This window comes from Sporosarcina sp. FSL K6-3457 (genome assembly GCF_038007285.1).
Classification (GTDB): domain Bacteria; phylum Bacillota; class Bacilli; order Bacillales_A; family Planococcaceae; genus Sporosarcina.
The window spans coordinates 4,155,774-4,174,987 of record NZ_JBBOWX010000001.1; the positions used below are offsets into that span (position 1 = coordinate 4,155,774).

Consider the following 19,214-nt stretch of genomic DNA (forward strand, 5'->3'; position numbering starts at 1 on the left):
CAAGTCATCCCCCTATGCCGTTCAATACGATATCTCTACATTAACTTTAGCATAAAGGGAATCAGGTGAGGAAAAAGTTATAAGTAATTAATCTCAATATATCCCTACATACTAGAAGGGGGTATATTACGATTAAAAAAACTTAATGATGATGATGTCCCGCTGCTTCTGCTTTCACCGTACATAAAATCGAATCATCATGCTGATGTGCAGACGTTTCCAATTGGATCGTTACATGCTGAATACTCTTATGTTCAAGATCGTGTTCAATTTTACGGAGTAGTGGTTCACTTTCGGCAATTGTCATTTTATCATCGACAACAATATGGCAAGACAATGCATTTAAACCACTTGTAATGGACCAAATGTGTAAATCATGAACACTTTCAATACCTGTTGTTTGTTGAATCGTTTGAATGACATCATCCATGTCTACATTTTGCGGTGTCCCCTCCATTAGAACGTGTAGCCCAGACTTCGTCACATAGTAACCACTGCGTAAAACCAGTACTGCGACAATGACACTCGCTAATGGATCCGCCCATCCCCAGTTAAAAAACATCATAAGTAGCGCGGCACTAATGGCCCCCACCGAACCTAGCATATCGCTAATGACGTGTAAATATGCCCCTCGCATATTCAAATTATCCTCCACATCCCCGCCACGCATCATAATCCATGCCACTAAAATGTTAACAGCTAAACCAATACTACTGACAATTAACATCCCTGTTGTCGCTACTTCAGGCGGATTCGCAAAGCGTTGGATTGCCTCGTAAAAAATAATTAAGGCGATGGCCATTAACGTCACACCATTTAAGACAGCGGCTAATATTTCAAAGCGTTTATAGCCAAATGTCTTACTTCGACTCGCTACCTTCGCACCGTATGTTAAAGCCAGCAAGGCAATTCCCAATGATACCGCATCACTGAGCATATGCCCTGCATCCGACAACAGGGCTAAACTATTTGTTACAAAGCCACCAATAACCTCGACAATCATGTAACTAGCAATGATGAAAAATGAGATGAGTAATACTTTTTTATTGGCGCCATGTGTATGATTATGGCCGTGATCGTGTCCCATCATATAACCTCCCTCTACTTAGTTATGCGCAGCATGCTCAATCGCTTGTGTCAGCAAATTCATCACATGATCATCATCTTTTGAATAATAAATCGTCGTACCCTCTCTTCTAAACTTCACCAATCGTAGATTTTTCAGGAAACGTAATTGATGAGACACCGTCGACTGGCTTAAATTTAAAACTTCCGCTATATCATTGACGGAGTGCTCTTCAGCACATAATAAGTTTAAAATACGTATTCTCGTTGGATCACTCAACGCTTTAAATGTTTGAGACACTACAAATAGGGTTTCTTCATCTAAATGTGATTCATGCTGGATGATTGGTTGATCTTCATTCATTTTCTCGTTCACCTCCAATAACTATATATGAGCATATGTTCATATATACATTAATATAGCATGTACGGGGTGAATGTCAAGAATATTGGACGCACGAAAACGCCGGCAACCACAATGGTTTGCCGGCGATATAATTATATTATAAACTTTCCCCATTCGTTTCAATGACATCTTTATACCAGAAGAAGGACTTTTTCTTCTTCCGTTCCAACGTTCCACTACCATCATCATGCTTGTCCACATAGATATAGCCGTAGCGTTTCGACATTTCACCAGTCGATGCACTTACTAGGTCAATACAGCCCCAGCTCGTATAACCCATTATCTCGATACCGTCTTCATTAATGGCATCGCCCATCGCGGCGATATGTTCACGAAGATAATCAATGCGATAGTCATCGTTAATGGAGCCATCTTGCTCAACTTCATCATAGGCACCCAAACCATTTTCAACTACGAAAAGCGGAACCTCGTATCTGTCATACAATTTATTCAAAGAGACACGCAATCCTGTCGGGTCAATTTCCCACCCCCAGTCACTTGCCTTAAGGAAGGGATTTTTCACGCCTGCCAACATATTTCCCTGCGCCTTTTCTAAATCAGTTTTCACTTCTTTCTCTGTTCGTGACATATAATAGCTGAGGGCAATATAATCGACAGTATGTTCTTTCAATAACTCTAAATCGCCTTCTCGAATGTCTAATTCAATACCATGTTTTGTAAAGTAGCTCTTCATGAAAGCAGGATATTCTCCGCGAACTTGGACATCCGCACAGAAATTATTGAATAACCGTTCTTCTTGATGCGCATAAAGGATATTTTCTGGATTTGGGTCAAATGGATAGACGGGTGCGAAAATAATCATACAGCCAATTTGCGATTCAGGAATGATTTCATGGCAAGCTTTCACCGCGATACTGCTAGCGACAAATTGATGGTGGAACGCTTGATAAGTCCCCTGGTACTTATCTTCTTCTTTTTCAATTGAAAAACCTAGACCCATGATCGGCATCATTAAGCCACTATTAATTTCATTGAAAGTCATCCAGTATTTCACTTTATCCTTATAACGAGTAAAGATTGCATTCACATATCTTTCAAAGAACGTGACGACTTCACGGTTTCTCCAGCCACCGTAGTCTTTCACTAGATTTACTGGCATTTCATAGTGTGAAATGGTGACGACTGGTTCAATACCGTATTTATGCAATTCATCGAAGACGCGATCATAAAAAGCGAGCCCTTCTTCGTTTGGTTCCAGCTCATCGCCTTGTGGAAAAATCCTCGTCCACGCAATGGACATACGGAATGCTTTAAAACCCATTTCTGCAAATAGGGCAATATCTTCTTTATAACGATGATAGAAATCAATGCCTTCATGATTCGGATAGCTATATTTCGTTTTATCAATTTCGAAGTCAAAGCCTGGCTTCATTAATATCTGCAGCCGCTCTTTTCCACCCGGAAGAACATCAGCAATATTTAAGCCCTTGTCTCCCTCATAAAATCCACCTTCCATTTGGTTAGCTGCCGTAGCACCTCCCCAAAGAAATCCTTCTGGAAACCTTGCATTCATTTGTCCCATTTTCATCATACCTCCAGTTTTTTGTTGTTAATTATCGAGATTGCTACCATTTGTTTCAATCACTTTTTTATACCAATCGAAGCTTTTCTTTTTTGTTCTAGTCAATGATCCGTTGCCTTCATTATCTTTATCGACATAAATATAGCCATAGCGTTTCTTCATTTCACCTGTCGAGGCACTGACGATGTCAATCGGGCCCCAGCTTGTATAACCAATGATGTCTACCCCGTCTTCAATTGCTTCAGACATTTCAATCAAGTGTTTTTGGAGATATTCAATACGTCCTTCATCATGAACCTCTCCATTAGCATTCAATTCATCTATTGCTCCAAGTCCATTTTCTACAACAAACAATGGCTTCTGGTAACGGTCATACAGCTGGTTAGCTGTAATGCGGAATCCTTTAGGATCAATCGTCCATCCCCACTCCGACTTTTCTACATATGGATTTTCAATAGATCCAAAAACATTTCCGCTTGTAATCTGTTTTAATACTTCCGGATCTGTACTTGTTGTACGACTTGAATAATAGCTGAATCCGATATAATCGACTGTATGATTTTTCAGAAGTGCTGCATCTTCGTCCTCTATCTCAATAGTCAAATCATGATTTTTAAAGAACCGCTTCGCATATGCAGGATATTCACCACGCGACTGCACATCAATAAAGAAGAAGGACTCTCGATCTTTTTCCATTGCCTCATAAACATCCTCCGGGTTACATGTATACGGATAGGTCGCTCCCGCCGCAAGCATACAACCAATTTTCGCATTCGGGATTAGTTCATGACAGGCTTTCACAGCTAATGCACTTGCTACAAGCTGATGATGCGCCGCTTGATATTGAATTTGTTTTCGATTATCTCCTTCTTTAAATACAAGACCTGCGCCCACAAATGGCAAGTGAAGCAGCATATTAATCTCGTTAAAGGTCATCCAGTATTTCACTTTGTCCTTATAGCGTGTAAAGACTGTTTTCACATACTTCTCAAAGAATTGCACAAGCTTTCGGCTACTCCAACTACCGTACGCTTCCACTAAATGTACCGGTACATCAAAGTGAGCAAGTGTAACAACTGGTTCAATTCCATGCTTCAATAACTCATCAAACAAGTTATCGTAGAACTGTAAACCAGCCTCATTTGGCGACTCATCATCCCCATTCGGGAAAATTCTTGCCCAAGAGATGGAAAGACGTAATGCTTTGAATCCCATTTCTGCAAATAGAGCAATATCCTCCTTATAACGGTGATAAAAATCAATGGATTCATGGGATGGATAATATTGGTCAAAACTCGGTACAAAAGAATCAATATGCCCCGTCATAATATCCCATCGTTTTTCTCCAGTTGGCAGTAGGTCAACGATTGTTAGCCCCTTTCCGTCCTCAAGATAAGCTCCCTCGGCCTGATTCGCAGCAATCGCACCGCCCCATAAAAATCCTTTTGGAAAGTTAGTAGACATCTAAATTCTCCTATTCTCTGAACTATATTTAAGTAGAAGCATGCGTTAACATGCTTCCCTCATTAGTGTTATTTTGCCTTTAACTCAAGTAAATTAAGCCCAGACTTGATTTGTTTTTCTGCCGTTGGTACTAGCGTATAGCGTTCATGATTTGTCACAATGACTGGTGTTGTCACATCAAATCCTGCAGCTTTAATTTGTTCGATGTCGAATTCGATAAGTAACTGACCTTTTTCAACACGGTCTCCTTGTGCAATATGAGCTGTGAAATGTTTCCCTTCCAATTGAACTGTATCCAATCCAATATGAATTAACATTTCTGCACCATTATCTGCCACAATACCTATTGCATGCTTTGTAGGGAATAGAGCAGTTACTGTGCCAGAAACCGGTGAGAATAGTTTTCCTTCTGACGGGACAATAGCCACTCCTGCCCCAAGTGCGCCAGATGCAAATGCTGCATCTTTAATGTTGGCTAAAGGAATAACTTGACCATTAAAAGGGCTGCCAATCACTTCGTTGTTTACTTTAGTTACAGCATTTTTGTGATTAGCTGTTGTTGCTACGACAGTTTTTTCAACTTCCTCTGTTTTTTTTCCTTTGCCCATTCCAAACAAATAGGTAAGAACAAAACCTAAGATGAAAGCGACTACCATCGCAATGATTGCACCCCAAAATCCTAGTGTAAGACCCTCTGTCGGATGAATAAAACTTGGAATAGCAAAGATGCCAAGACCGCCAAGGAGGTATCCTTGTGTATTAGTTATCCCAATGATAGCTCCTGCGACTGCTGCAGCAATACAGCTCATAATAAACGGCTTTTTCAAGGGCAGTGTCACTCCATAAATCGCCGGTTCTGTGACACCGAAAATACCTGAAATAAAGGCCGGTATACTAAGTGCTTTAAGCTTTTGCTGTTTTGTTTTCATCCAGACTGCAAGTACAGCGCCAATTTGTGCGAATGAAGGTGCAAATATCATAGCTAGGATTGGATCTGCTCCCAGCGTCATAAGATTATTGATAGCAATCGGAACAATTCCCCAGTGAAGGCCAAAAATAACGAATACTTGCCACAATCCGCCAAGAAGCGCCCCTGCTAAGATTGGACTTAGATTATATGCCCCAACTGTCACTTGTCCTAAAATCTGTCCAGCCCATGTTGCAATCGGTCCAATCACAATAAATGTAACAGGAACAATAACTAGTAATGTTGCGAAAGGCACTACGAACAGTTTTACAACATCAGGAGTGATTTTCTTAAACCCTCTCTCTATTTTTGCTGCAAAATAGGTTGCAAGAATAATTGGAATAACAGACGATGCATAACTCATTAGAATTACTGGAATACCTAAAAATGTAATATGAATTGGTGATTCAAACATTGTTCCTGTAAATAATGTATAGAGTGGATCGCCGGCAGTTAACGTCGATAATGATGGATAGACAAGTGCTGCACCTATCGCCATCCCGATGAATTTATTGCCACCGAACTTCGTCATAGCAGTATAACCTAGGAAAATTGGGAAGAAATGAAACAGAGCATCTCCAACTGCATTAAGAATTTGATACGTCCCAGAAGCTTCTTCCAACCAACCTAAAGCTATGAATAGTGCATTGAATCCTTTAATCATTCCTGCGGCGGCTAATACGCCAAGCACTGGCATAAAGATACTAGAAACGATATCTATAAAACCATTTAACAAACTTTTTTTCTCTTTAGGTCCATCTTCTTCTACAGGTGCCTGCGCTTGAAGCCCCGCTACAGCTAATACTGCCTTATAGACATCAGGCACATGATTTCCGATGACAACTTGATATTGACCTCCGCTTTTCATCACCGTAACGACGCCATCCATTTCTTTCAGCACATCGGTGTTTGCTTTGCCTTCATCCTTTAAATGAAAGCGTAAACGTGTAATACAATGAACAACTTTTCTAATGTTTTCCTTGCCACCGACATTTTCAATAATGTCCTTTGCCAATTGCTCGTATTTCATTTTTGATCCCCTCTTTCTTCCCTTACTTATTTTTGCTATAAAAAAAACCCGATCCAATCCGAACACATAAGTTGCTTACGTGTCAGATCAGGTCAGGTTATGCCCAAATTAGGTAACATTCCATGAATGAATATTTGATTTGTTCAAAATATATCACACTGTTTTTACAATGTCAACGCTTACATGAAAATAATTACTCCGATAAACTATTTAATTCATGGCGTTGGGTGACGCGATGAATATGCAATGTTAAATATATTTCTTCGTCATTGGAAATGATATATTGATAGGTTTTATCCAAATAAGCAACAATTTTTTGGCTACATCGAAAAGCATCTGTGTACTTTTGTTGCATTTGTTCATACAGGAAAGCATCATGACTATCAGCCACAATCTCCTTACGCATAAACCGCATGGCAAAGAAACGGAGGTGCGTTAAAAACCGTTCATAGTTGACAGAGCTTTCATCCAATTCCATTTGGAAATAATATTTTACAATGTTCAGGATGTTATTAACCATTTCCGTAACCTGTACAGCCCCTGCCATATTTTCGCCAGAAATTTGGCTGTTTACTAAATGCAATGCAATCGAAGCTGCTTCATCTTCTGGAAGTCTGACTCCCGTATCATTTTCAATAATATCAAGGGCCTTTAAAGCAACTTGAAACTCATTTTTATAATACTTTCGAATTTCCCATAATAACACATTTTTAAAATCTATCCCTTGCTCATGCCTGCTAATCGCAAAGCTTAAGTGATCAGTTAAGGCAACGTATAAGTAATCATCCAATTTGAATGGCAGTTGGGTTTTGGCATAATCTAAAATTTTCGATGAAATGTTCAAGTATAATTCAGAAGTATCCCTCAATAATGTAGCAAGCTTGTCGGAGATACCGTGTTTTTCCAAGATAAAGGTTTTCTCAACCTTAGCGTTGTCAACTGTATCCCCCACCTTTTTCTGAAAAGCTAACCCTCGTCCCATCACAACAGTCTCTTGGTTCAACTGATCCATTGTTATAACAACATTATTATTTAAGATTTGCCGAATCTCCATTACACTCCTCCTTTGAATATTGATTTTATAATTCGAGAAAAATTTATATAAAAAAACCTAAATTTGCACAGAAGAATAGCCTTTTAGCCATTCTACAACAAACTTAGGTTTTGCCTGCTTAAGCAGTAACAATCCAATTATCCAATTGTAAGCGATTACTCATAATATTGTCATGGAGTTTGAAGATTGTCAAGAGTCTGTATAGCTTTACCTTACATACCGGAAAACACTGCTATTTATTAATATCTCTTTTTATCCACTATCCCCTCAATAAATTCCATCACCTCATCCCGAATTTCCGGATGTTGGAGGGCGAACTCAATTGTTGTTTTGACGAAACCTAGCTTTTCTCCGACGTCATAGCGCTGACCTTCAAAGTTATAGGCAAATACTTGTTGAATTCGGTTCAATTTCTCGATTGCATCAGTCAATTGAATTTCTCCACCTGCACCGACTTCTTGTTGCTCGAGGAATGTGAAAATTTCAGGAGTTAGGATATAACGACCCATAATGGCTAGGTTGGAGGGGGCTGTTCCACTTTGAGGTTTTTCAACAAGGCGCCCTACCTCAAATGTTCGGCCATTTCTGTTGATAGGGGCAATAATTCCATATCTATGTGTTTCATTGTCTGGTATTTGTTGTACACCAATGACAGAAGCCTGCGCCTCATCATATTGATGCATAAGTTGTGCCAAACACGGTATGTGACTCTGCACGATGTCATCACCGAGTAATACTGCGAAGGGCTCATCTCCAATAAAACTTTTCGCACATAATACGGCATGTCCGAGGCCCTTCGGTTCCTGTTGACGGATATAGTGAATATTACCGAGTCCATTTGTTTTTCTGACGATCTCGAGTAACTCGAACTTTTCTTTTTCAATCAGATCCTGCTCCAAAGAAGGTGCACGATCGAAGTGATCCTCGATCGCACGTTTTCCTTTCCCCGTTACAATAATAATATCTTCTATTCCCGAAGCAATTGCTTCTTCAACGATATATTGAATCGTTGGCTTATCAACGATAGGTAGCATTTCTTTAGGCATTGCTTTGGTTGCCGGAAGGAATCGTGTGCCTAATCCTGCTGCTGGTATAATGGCTTTTCTTATTTTTTTCATACCCGTTATCCCTCCCTCGCTCTCAGAAACAATTCACTATTTTATTTATGACCTAAAACTTCCTGTACCTTTTGTAAGGCAACTTCCACAACTTGATCCATATCATAATATTTATATTCGCCTAGCCTACCGCCGAAAATAACCTTACTTTGTGTGTCAGCTAATGCCTTATACTGTTCATGCAACTTATTGTTTTTATCATCATTAATCGGGTAATATCGTTCGTCGCCCAATTTCCACTCTGCGCTATATTCACGGCTAATGACTGTTTTCGGTTGCTGACCGAATTCAAAATGCTTATGCTCAATAATACGTGTATACGGCGTCTCACTATCCGTATAATTGACGACAGCATTCCCCTGATAATTAGGGATGTCCAACACTTCCGTTTCAAACCGTAAACTTCTATACTCCAAGACACCGAACTGGTAGTCAAAATAAGCATCGACAGGACCTGTATAAACCACCTTGTCCGCCATACTATCCCATTTTTCTTTCTCCACAAGATAATCTGTATTAAGTTTTACTTCAATGCCTTCAATCATTCGCTCAATCATAGCCGTATACCCGCCTATTGGTATGCCTTGATAAGGGTCGTTGAAATAATTATTATCATACGTAAATCTTACGGGTAATCTACGGATAATAAATGCAGGTATTTCTGTGCAAGGACGTCCCCACTGCTTCTCCGTATAGCCACGAATCAGTTTTTCATAAATATCTGGGCCAACTAAGTTAATAGCCTGCTCCTCTAAATTTTGAGGGTTTTCAACGTAACTTTCTCTGCGTTGCTCCTCTACTTTTGCCTGTGCCTCATCTGGTGTTACTACACCCCACATTTTGTTAAAGGTGTTCATATTAAACGGTAGGTTATATATTTCGCCATGATAATTGGCTAAAGGACTATTGATGTATCTATTGAATTCAGTAAACTGGTTGACGTATGCCCAGATGTCTTTTTTGCTCGTATGAAAAATATGAGCACCGTATTTATGTACCTGAATGTCCTCTATTTTCTCCGTATAAATATTTCCCGCGACATGGTTTCGTTTATCGATCATTAAACATGTCTTGCCAGCCTTCTTCGCCTCATGCGCAAATACAGCACCATATAAGCCTGCACCTACAATTAAAAAATCATATTTAGTATTCATATATCTATCATTCTCCATTGGTTTATTAATCAATTAAACCCAACTAATCTTTGCGATATTTTGTATGCTCCTAGCGAAATAATCCGCCCAGGGCGACCTGGTAAATTCATTAACCAACCCATAAATCCGTATCTTAGACTACGATAAAGTGCTGCATCTTCATTCTTAATATACTTCCATAATTCTCGTCTCTTGTTAAAGTTCTCTGCCGTTCCTGAACGTATTAACAGAACCGCAGAGACCACCGTAACAATTTCCAGATGGTGAAGCATATATCTGTGTAGTTTTTCATTTTCAATAGTGTTCAAATCCACCTGTTCAATCAATAGCTTATTCACTTTAATCTGTTGATCGATCCTTTTAATCATGACACTTTCATGAACCGATTGGTCCTCTCGTCCGATAAAATATCTGTAAAAATCCACATTAATATAGTAAAGTTTTTTTACATATTCAAGCGGAGCATAGACAAATAAATTATCTACATAAAAAGTATGCTTGGGCAATTTAAGTCCACAATCTCTCAGCATCTGTGTTCTAAAAATAACAGAATGCATTAAAATATACTGTCCTTTACGAAATGGTTTCATGTCATCCCAAGAGAAGATGATCCCTTCTGGAAGGACATTTTCATATTTCATAACCTTTTTGTACTTTTCACCATTTTTTTCATAAACAAAGTTACTAATAATCATGTCCACTGATTTATTGTCCACCATAAAGCTGTTTAGTGTTTCTAGTATTTTAAGATACGCTCTTGTATCCACCCAGTCATCACTATCTACAACCTTCAAATGTACTCCAGTTGCATGCTTTACACCTGTATTGACGGCTTCTCCATGTCCACCATTTTCCTGATGGATTGCCTTTACGATGGTTGGATATTTTCTCGCATAGTCATCTGCAATTGCTGCTGTTCCATCAACAGATCCATCATTTACTATCAGCAATTCTACATGTTCCCCGCCAATTAACAGGGACTCTATACAATACTTCATATAGTCTTGTGAATTATAACAAGGAATGACTACTGATAATAATTTCATACGAACACTACCTTTACTTGCCTTATTTTTCAGGCTTTTGTTTGAAAATCACTTTAAAGATTGGGTAGAATACCCAGAAGGAAATGGCACTGTTTATCGTCATTGTCACAACATCTGCAGTTGTTTCACCAAATGATCCCATTCCCCATGTGTTCATTAATAAATCATAAATAGGGGCTTTGTAGAATCCTTGGGCTGCCGCAGCTCCAATTGTGATAACAATGTACGCAATGACATACCAAAAAGCAGCTGTCCAAATATTGCTATTTGATTTAAACGTAATGCTTCTTTGTGCGAAAAAATTAATAATCTGTGCAATTGCGATTGTTATTTGAACAGCGAGGAAGTAAGCAAGTCCCCCTCCACCGCCTGATGTCAGCGAACCCGCTGCATAGTCAAATATATAATAAGCACTTCCATTAAAGTTATGCCCAAATTGAAGAATCTGAAAGCTTGTATCTACCAATGATGTTTGCGAAAATAGCGCCTTAAAAGCAGGCATTAACACAAACTGTAATACTGTTATTCCATTACTTAGCATAAAGAATACGAGAAATTGGGCAATATTCGGATGTTTTTCCTTATAGTTATTCCAAAAACCCTTCATTCTAGTAACCTTTTTCTCACTCTTGACAGTTCCTTCACTCATACCAGTTTACATCCCCTCTGTCACACGCGCTAACTTTTTATCTTTTCTAACTTTTAACATTTTACGTCTCTCTTTTAACACATGGCGCAAGCCTTTAAAGAAATGACCATTAACAATCATCAAAATCCCATCTAACATCGGCATATTTATGATTCCGCCGGTCATCCTGGCAATTCCCCTGAATGGCATATGATAGATGGACATCATAATGAGATTGGCTGTACTTCTCTTGCCAATTTTTCTGAGGAACCAATGAGCAAATGAAATGGCATGAAATGAAAATTTCGCAAACAAACCCTTCGCATACTGGCATTGGGCAATCGTATCATTGTAACCAAGCGGCTTTGTTCGATCCCATATAGCAACAGGCGCTTTATAGCCAAGTAAACTTTCGAATTCTGTCAAACTCACATCGTTTACTTTGCCCGTATAATAAGAAGGAAGTGCTGCCTTATCATACGGTAGAGGTGCTCCTGTCCCCTCTACAAAAGTCGTGCCCCGCAATCGAATATCAGTACTTGAAGCCGCAATCAAAATATCATAATTTGCTTCTTCTATTTCCCATTTATTCGTTTTTATATTAAAGTAGCGGAATGCTTTATCATCAAAAGGGATGGTAATATTTTTTGTTTCACCAGGCTGAAGATTGGTTTTAGTAAATCCTTTTAATTCTTTTGCCGGTCTGAATATGTCACTGGATTGGCAGCCAACATACAGCTGTGCAACTTCCATACCTGCCATACTTCCGGTATTTTTCAAGTCGAATGTTACGTCGTTCTTATTTACTTGTAGATTGGAATACTCAAAAGTTGTATAACTAAGTCCATAACCAAATGGGAATAAGACATTTACATTAGCTGTATCAAAGTAACGATACCCAATATAGGGGCCTTCTCTATACTCCACGCTGACTTCTTTACCTGGGAAATGATAGTAGGATGGTGTATCCTCATAACGAATTGGATACGTTTCTGCTAATTTACCAGATGGATTGACATCACCTGCCAAAATTCGAAGAATAGCTTTAGCTCCAGCTTGTCCGCTTAAATAGCCATGTAATAAGCCTTTCACTTTATCAATCCAAGGCATTTCCACTACAGAACCACAAGATAAAACAGCAACAATATTTGGATTCACTTCATACAGCGCATGTAGCAACTCAACCTGATTTTCAGGAATCTCCATGCTTTGTCTGTCTAAGCCTTCAGCTTCCGTCACTTCGTCCAAACCTATATAGAGAAGAACGACATTCGCTTGTTTTGCAATTGCACATGCTTGATCTACTTTCTTCTTGTTTTTCTTGCCGTAACGGTCAAAGCCTTGTTCATATCCGATGCTGACAATGCCCGACTCTTCAAGACTTTCTAGCGTATTACTCAAAATGGTTGGGTTGACATTCGATGATCCTGCGCCTTGATAACGCGCTTCTTTCGCAAAATCTCCAATAACGGCAACTTTTACGCCCTTTTTAAGTGGTAGTATATTTCCTTCGTTTTTCAGCAGAACGATAGATTCTTCTGAAACTCTTTGTGCCATTTCGTGATGACTGGCTATATCAATTTCCTGATGAGGTTCCTTCAATACTTCTCCTGTTGTAAAGCTAAGTTCAAGTAATCGATCAACACACTCATCTAATACATCTTCTTTAATTTTCCCCGCTTTAACAGCCTGAATAATTTCTTCGTTCGTCTCATCAGCAGTTGTCGGCATTTCCAATTCATTGCCCGCCAGTAGTCCTGCCACACGATCATTGCTGCCACCCCAATCCGTGACAACAACCCCATCAAAATTCCATTCGTCACGCAAAATATCACGCATTAAATGCATATTTTCGTTGGCATATGTGCCATTCAACATATTATAAGAAGACATCACCGTCTGTGTATGGCCTTCCTTTATCGCTATTTCAAATGCAGTCAAATATACTTCTCGAAGCGTTCTTTCATCAACAATCGTATCGATTGCCATCCGCCGTTCTTCCTGATTATTCACAGCGAAGTGTTTGACACAGGCCGATATTCCATTAGCTTGTATGCCTCTAATCATTCCTGCTGCCAACTTGCCCGTAAGATATGGATCTTCACTGAGATACTCGAAATTCCTGCCAGCTAAAGGATTTCTCTTCATGTTAATGCCAGGTCCAAGCAGCACATTTACTTTCTGTGCCACAGCCTCTCGCCCAAGATAATACCCCATTACTTCTCCAAGTAGCACATCCCAGCTATTCGCAACAGCTGCGGCTGTTGGAAAACAAGTCGCTGGGATACTGGGATTTAGTCCTAGGTGATCTGCTGCTGCTGCCTGTTTTCTAATGCCATGCGGTCCATCAGCAAGAAACATGCTTTTGACGCCAAGGCGTTCTATGTCCATCGTTTGCCAGAAGTCTTTTCCTGACATTAGGGAGGCTTTTTCTTCTAAAGTCATTTGTTTGATTAGGTCTTTGTGTTTCATTTTTGATTACCTCATTTTGTGTTTTTAGCGGTACCCCACAAGGAGTACCGCTAATACACTCATTTTTTATTATGTTTTCTAGCTTTAGATTACTTTTTATCTAGACAATGTTACATTGCTTGTCTTTTTTTGTTTACTAGATCTTCTTGTAACAAATACAATTGCCCATAAAACAGCCAATCCTAATACGATATTGACAGTAGTCAACCAGTATTTCCATGTTGGTGTAACAGCAACAATTTTAGAACTTGTTGATACACCATTCATGGCATTACTATTTACAATTGTATAAACAATATTGTGAGTCGCTTCTCTTATATTGTTTACTACTGTTGGTGTTAATTGTTTATCAGTAAGTGTCCACATAGTGGAATCGGTATTCAACCAAAGATTCGTACCTGCCTCCAAACCTTCCAAAATATCCTCATATAAGAAAGCCGAGAAGGAAGCTTGATCCGTGATTACTATTCCTTCAAAATCCCATTCATTACGAAGAGTTTCTGTCATAAGCCCTTTATGCCCACCAACCCAACGATGACCAATTCTATTCATACTCGCCATAACACCTTCTGCATCAGCTTCACGAACAGTTGTCTCAAAAGGTTTAAGATATATTTCACGAATTGACTGTTCATTTGCGAACATACTACCACCTATACGGTTTGTTTCCTGATCATTTAAAGCAAAGTGCTTCATAAATACAAACGCACCCTTAGATTGAACACCGGTAACTTCACTTGCACTCATTTTCCCAGAAAGGAAATCGTCCTCAGAGAAATATTCGAAATTTCTTCCCCCAAATGGTGCACGGTGAGTGTTAACACCCGGAGCATACCATCCTGCCACACCAGCGCTAAGGCTATCTTCACCGATTAATTCACCCATTCTTTCAAGTAGCTTCACATTCCATGTAGACGCCATAACTATTTGTGCTGGATAGGCCATTCCTTGTTTATCTCCACCTACAAGAGTATTAGAGATTCCAGCTGGGCCATCTAGATTACTCGTTCCAGGAAGACCGATTGATGGAATAGGTACAGTTGCGTAACCACCCATTCTGACAAGTTCAGTCATTTCACCAAGCTTCATCTGATCCAGAAGCACATCCCAAAGTTCATCTTCATAATCACGACCGATAAGCATGGCAGCATTTAATTCCCCATACTCTTCACTAATTTCCCCGAGTTTAGGCATTACAGCATCTGGATCTTCTGTGTAAGAAATAGCAAGATCTTCAAGCATTTCTTCAGATGCAGTCATTTCACCTTCTGCATATGTGGTTGGCCATGTGCCTGTCCAGTCATTTCTAGAAAGATATTTGAATGAAGGATCATAGTACTTGATGTCTGCACCTTCAAACTGATTTGTAATTTCATTTCCTGTTTCTGTAGATACGGCATAAGTAGTAGCATCGAGCTTCTCTACTGTAAAGTCTTTTACCATATCCGCATTCCCATCACTATCCATACCATCAGCAGTTGTCATACCTTTTGCTGCAAGTATGTTGTTTAATGCGGTATGCGCATCTTCACCTGCCGCAAAGTAATAATCTCCTGCGTCAACAATGTAAGTGCCATGCCCATTCGCATCATACGTTTTCATTTCCTCTTTATTCACTTCAATTTTAATGGTTTCTGATTTACCAGGTTCAATTTCTGAAGTCTTTGCAAAACCAACAAGTTCCGCAGAGGCTTTTTCAATATTGTTCTCCTTATCATAGTCAGTATAAGGGGATTGCATGTAAATCTGAACGACATCCATACCAGCAACAGAGCCTGTGTTAGTAACATTCAAGGAAACTTCATATATATGATCCTTTTCTGTTACGTTGTAATCAGACCATTCAAATGTCGTATAGGATAAGCCGTATCCAAATGGATATTTTACCTGTGTAGTATAATCGTAATTTCCTGGATCCTCATTACCAAGAACCACATCCTCATATCTAGTTTCATAGTACCGGTATCCAACATAAATACCCTCTCCATAAACCATGTAGGCGTTGCCCCTATCAACTTTACTGTTGGTAATAGTATAGTCTCCGAAGTTTTCCATTGCAGGAGCACTTAGTAAATCATAAGCAAATGTATCAACCAAATTACCTGACGGATTGACATTCCCGTTCATGACTTCGCCGATAGCGTAAACACCAGTCTGTCCTAGGGCACCTACCCAAATAGCCGCATCAACGTCATATTCATCTAGGAAACCTAATTCAACGGGATTTGAAGAATTTATGATAACTACGACAGTTTCAAAATTATCGCTCGCAAGCTGAAGCATATCTTTTTCATTGTCATCAATTTCAAGATAATGGTATCCCGTAGAAAGCTTACTACTTGAAAGATCCGAACTTTCACCACCCGATCGACCAATTACTACAACAGCCGCATCATTATAATCAGCGAAACCATTAATGATTTCATCAGTATAAACACTTCGGGGTACTTCATTTACAGAAAAAGATCCATTACCATAAATATCCGGAGTTTCCTTTCTATAAGAAGAGGCATTTCCTGTATTATAGAAATCCCACAGCATCTGATTTATTTTGAAACCTGAATTTGTGAGTGCAGTTAATAAATCTGGAGCTGTGCTAGTATCGACAGACCCAGCACCACCACCACCGTAGACAAGGTCAACAGAGTTTTGACCTAGTACACTAACTTTATTTCCTGATGCAAGTGGTAGAGCGTCGTTGTCATTTTTCAACAGCACAATTCCTTCTTCCACTATTTTCTGACCAACCTTTTCTCCCTCGGCTTTCAGTTCATCTTCTGAAGAAAATTCGCTCTTATAATACTCAGTATCTACATCCTCATCACCAGTAGAAACTATTTTGTTAGTAGAATGACCAAGATAAATCGAGAGAATTTGGGAATATTTATCTGCATAAAAATTACCCACGATAAGCCCTATTACCAGTACAGTACTAACGATATATGTAATAAGAGCTGATTTTGATACTTTTTTCATTGTTTTGACCCCCTTAGTTTTTTAATTCATCTTGACCCTAATTTCACTAAGATGTACTGATATTAATTAGTTTCCCACTGGGTGTACACGCTTCCACAATTACGATAAAAAGTTAACTTCTTTATACAAATTATCTTATTCAACGGAATTTAAAGCGCATTCATTTCTCCAAAAAGAAGGATTCTTTAGTACTTTTTCGACCCGGCATGTTTATATTTCATACCTTTACTTTCCTCCCATCTTCCCTCTCAATTATCTGATAACTAAACTTTAGCATAATTTTTTCTTCATAAAGAAAACTTGCACGAACTGTAGAGATTTCCACATGAACTGCAAATGAAAATGCATATTTAAAAATAGAAAAGGCTTAGGTATACAGTTTTTGCACCCAAGCCTTTCTCCTTCCAAATATTAGATTGGCGTAAGAATACCCTAACTTTCGCCTGTAAAAAATCAAGCACAACTATTCTTCTAATTTTTTAAATTTGTTAACTTGATTGTTTAAATCATTTACAGTTTTCCTGTTATAAGTAACCTCATCCGTAATGATTGTAATAGAATCCAATAAATTTGCTGCATCTTCATTGGATTGGATCATTACATTCGTACTTTCCTCAACAGCCAGTGTTATATCGTGAATACCTTCAGCCATATTGTTGGATATATTTCTTAAATCTCCTGATTGAGTGCTGAAACGAGCAAGCATTTCATCTATTGTATCTATATCTTGTTTGTATGTATTTGCCATTTCGACAAAGCCATCATAATCAACCAAAACCTTTTCAGTTATATAGGACATTATTTCATTCGCATTATGAATAAGTTCTTCTACGGATGTTGTTACCAACGTATTGATGTTTTGAATATCATTAGCCGATTCCTTAGTGCTCTCCGCTAATACTAATACTTCTTCTGCTACAACCGCAAAACCCTTTCCTGCCTCCCCAGCTCTCGCTGCTTCTATAGATGCATTGAGGGCAAGTAAATTCGTCTGTGAGGAAATACCTAATATATCCGTCGTCAGTTCTTTGATTCTCTCTACAGATCGACTGTTCTTAACCGCTGTGTCCATAGACTGTTTAATTCCGACTAAAACGGATTCCATCTGCACTTTGTTCTTATTTGACTGAGAACGGATTTCGTCAGCGCGCTCGACAATCCTGCCTACATGAACTGAATTTGTGTTTGCATCATCGGCAATACTATTAGCAGAAGTGAGGACTTCTTGTGCTCCAACACCAATATTCTGAATCGTACTGCTAATTTCCTCCATACCAGCCGATAGTTCATGTAAAGCACCAGAAATATTAGAGGTAGAATCTTTACTCTCCAGTATTTGGTTGCTAATATTTTCAGTCGTTCCATTAATCATACTTGAACCAGATTTAATAGAAATCATGACATTTTGCAAGGTTTCTAAAAAGCGATTGATTCCGTTTATAATCTGTCCTACTTCATCCTCGGAGTTGTTTGCAATTCGAACAGTTAAGTCCCCTTCGTTCTCTTCCAATTTCCAAATAATTTCTCCCAAACTTTCATTTGCTTTTTTCAAAGGTTTAATAATCGTCTTCATAGTAATCCCAAAAGCAACAGAAACTGAAATTAAAAAGAAAAATGCCATTGACCAAAAAATAATCATTGATCTGGTAACTCTTGAATCTATAAGCAAACTTTCATGGTCAATCCTGTCATTTAAGATTGTTTGAAATTCATTATCTGATACAGTCATTGCTTTAGATAGTACTTCAAAATCTTTGTAGCTTACTTGAACAGCTGCCATATCATCTTTTTGTATGTCCTTTGCTATCATAGCAGCTTGCTGCAGATACGATTCCATAGAACCCAAATAAGGAGTATATGCTTCACTTAATACACTGTTCATGGTCTTTTTTGTGAATTCATCAGTGATGTCAGCGATTACATTTTTACTGGTATTTGTCTGTTCTATTTGAGTTGAAATGGTTTCCGCAATTTCTCCTGTATCTACTTCAGCTGCGACAAGATACGATTGGACTGATAACTCTATTTGCCCAACGCCCTTTGCTAATTTAACTTGTTCATATTCTAGCTTAACAAATGATTCCGACATTAGATTAGCTGATAATTGGACTTGCGAATTTGTAACTCCACTTAATACGGTGTTTAATGTAAAAAGAAATGTTAAAAAGGCCAAAATAAATAATATTCGATACGCTATCGATTTTCGCATGACTTCCCTCCCAGTTATCTGACAACTAAACTTTAGCATAATTTTTTCTGCATATAGAAAACTTGCATGAACTGTAGCTATT

Annotated in this window: 13 protein-coding genes; all 13 read right to left on the reverse strand. The window is 38.8% G+C overall.

Annotated features, from left to right (window positions below; all coding sequences use genetic code 11):
* Positions 1-142 precede the first annotated feature (142 nt).
* Complete coding sequence (locus N1I80_RS20110) at positions 143-1,087, reverse strand: cation diffusion facilitator family transporter (RefSeq protein ID WP_340739607.1); 945 nt, start codon at positions 1,085-1,087, stop codon at positions 143-145.
* Positions 1,088-1,105: 18 nt separating this feature from the next.
* On the reverse strand, positions 1,106-1,429 hold the full coding sequence (locus tag N1I80_RS20115) for an ArsR/SmtB family transcription factor (RefSeq protein WP_340739608.1): 324 nt from the start codon (positions 1,427-1,429) through the stop codon (positions 1,106-1,108).
* 139 nt (positions 1,430-1,568) lie between these two features.
* The gene (locus tag N1I80_RS20120; protein WP_340740104.1) at positions 1,569-3,005 is read right to left on the reverse strand and encodes a glycoside hydrolase family 1 protein; all 1,437 of its coding nucleotides are present in this window, start codon (positions 3,003-3,005) and stop codon (positions 1,569-1,571) included.
* A gap of 36 nt (positions 3,006-3,041) precedes the next feature.
* Positions 3,042-4,478 (reverse strand): 6-phospho-beta-glucosidase, encoded by a 1,437-nt coding sequence (locus N1I80_RS20125; RefSeq protein WP_340739609.1) that lies wholly within the window; start codon positions 4,476-4,478, stop codon positions 3,042-3,044.
* 68 nt (positions 4,479-4,546) lie between these two features.
* Positions 4,547-6,475, reverse strand: coding sequence for a beta-glucoside-specific PTS transporter subunit IIABC (locus N1I80_RS20130; RefSeq protein ID WP_340739610.1), 1,929 nt, complete (start codon positions 6,473-6,475; stop codon positions 4,547-4,549).
* A gap of 193 nt (positions 6,476-6,668) precedes the next feature.
* Positions 6,669-7,529, reverse strand: coding sequence for a BglG family transcription antiterminator LicT (gene licT / locus N1I80_RS20135; RefSeq protein ID WP_340739611.1), 861 nt, complete (start codon positions 7,527-7,529; stop codon positions 6,669-6,671).
* 239 nt (positions 7,530-7,768) lie between these two features.
* Positions 7,769-8,647 (reverse strand): UTP--glucose-1-phosphate uridylyltransferase GalU, encoded by an 879-nt coding sequence (galU, locus tag N1I80_RS20140; protein WP_340739612.1) that lies wholly within the window; start codon positions 8,645-8,647, stop codon positions 7,769-7,771.
* A 41-nt stretch (positions 8,648-8,688) separates the two neighbouring features.
* Positions 8,689-9,801: a UDP-galactopyranose mutase gene (glf, locus tag N1I80_RS20145; RefSeq protein ID WP_340739613.1), complete on the reverse strand. Its 1,113-nt coding sequence runs from the start codon at positions 9,799-9,801 to the stop codon at positions 8,689-8,691.
* A 29-nt stretch (positions 9,802-9,830) separates the two neighbouring features.
* Positions 9,831-10,847: a glycosyltransferase family 2 protein gene (locus N1I80_RS20150; RefSeq protein WP_340739614.1), complete on the reverse strand. Its 1,017-nt coding sequence runs from the start codon at positions 10,845-10,847 to the stop codon at positions 9,831-9,833.
* Between the two features lie 22 nt (positions 10,848-10,869).
* The gene (locus tag N1I80_RS20155; protein WP_340739615.1) at positions 10,870-11,496 is read right to left on the reverse strand and encodes a hypothetical protein; all 627 of its coding nucleotides are present in this window, start codon (positions 11,494-11,496) and stop codon (positions 10,870-10,872) included.
* 6 nt (positions 11,497-11,502) lie between these two features.
* Positions 11,503-13,947, reverse strand: a complete 2,445-nt coding sequence (locus tag N1I80_RS20160; RefSeq protein WP_340739616.1) for a beta-glucosidase family protein — start codon at positions 13,945-13,947, stop codon at positions 11,503-11,505.
* 96 nt (positions 13,948-14,043) lie between these two features.
* Complete coding sequence (locus N1I80_RS20165) at positions 14,044-16,923, reverse strand: glycoside hydrolase family 3 protein (RefSeq protein WP_340739617.1); 2,880 nt, start codon at positions 16,921-16,923, stop codon at positions 14,044-14,046.
* 463 nt (positions 16,924-17,386) lie between these two features.
* Positions 17,387-19,132 carry a methyl-accepting chemotaxis protein gene (locus N1I80_RS20170; RefSeq protein WP_340739618.1) on the reverse strand — a complete coding sequence of 582 codons (1,746 nt, stop codon included), beginning with the start codon at positions 19,130-19,132 and terminating at the stop codon, positions 17,387-17,389.
* Positions 19,133-19,214: the final 82 nt, after the last annotated feature.

Bases quoted from the DNA above. Each gene is read 5' to 3' on its own strand.
- N1I80_RS20110 (WP_340739607.1), bottom strand. From the start codon at position 1,087: ATGGGACACGATCACGGCCATAATCATACACATGGCGCCAATAAAAAA.
- N1I80_RS20115 (WP_340739608.1), bottom strand. From the start codon at position 1,429: ATGAATGAAGATCAACCAATCATCCAGCATGAATCACATTTAGATGAA.
- N1I80_RS20120 (WP_340740104.1), bottom strand. From the start codon at position 3,005: ATGAATGCAAGGTTTCCAGAAGGATTTCTTTGGGGAGGTGCTACGGCA.
- N1I80_RS20125 (WP_340739609.1), bottom strand. From the start codon at position 4,478: ATGTCTACTAACTTTCCAAAAGGATTTTTATGGGGCGGTGCGATTGCT.
- N1I80_RS20130 (WP_340739610.1), bottom strand. From the start codon at position 6,475: ATGAAATACGAGCAATTGGCAAAGGACATTATTGAAAATGTCGGTGGC.
- licT (WP_340739611.1), bottom strand. From the start codon at position 7,529: ATGGAGATTCGGCAAATCTTAAATAATAATGTTGTTATAACAATGGAT.
- galU (WP_340739612.1), bottom strand. From the start codon at position 8,647: ATGAAAAAAATAAGAAAAGCCATTATACCAGCAGCAGGATTAGGCACA.
- glf (WP_340739613.1), bottom strand. From the start codon at position 9,801: ATGAATACTAAATATGATTTTTTAATTGTAGGTGCAGGCTTATATGGT.
- N1I80_RS20150 (WP_340739614.1), bottom strand. From the start codon at position 10,847: ATGAAATTATTATCAGTAGTCATTCCTTGTTATAATTCACAAGACTAT.
- N1I80_RS20155 (WP_340739615.1), bottom strand. From the start codon at position 11,496: ATGAGTGAAGGAACTGTCAAGAGTGAGAAAAAGGTTACTAGAATGAAG.
- N1I80_RS20160 (WP_340739616.1), bottom strand. From the start codon at position 13,947: ATGAAACACAAAGACCTAATCAAACAAATGACTTTAGAAGAAAAAGCC.
- N1I80_RS20165 (WP_340739617.1), bottom strand. From the start codon at position 16,923: ATGAAAAAAGTATCAAAATCAGCTCTTATTACATATATCGTTAGTACT.
- N1I80_RS20170 (WP_340739618.1), bottom strand. From the start codon at position 19,132: ATGCGAAAATCGATAGCGTATCGAATATTATTTATTTTGGCCTTTTTA.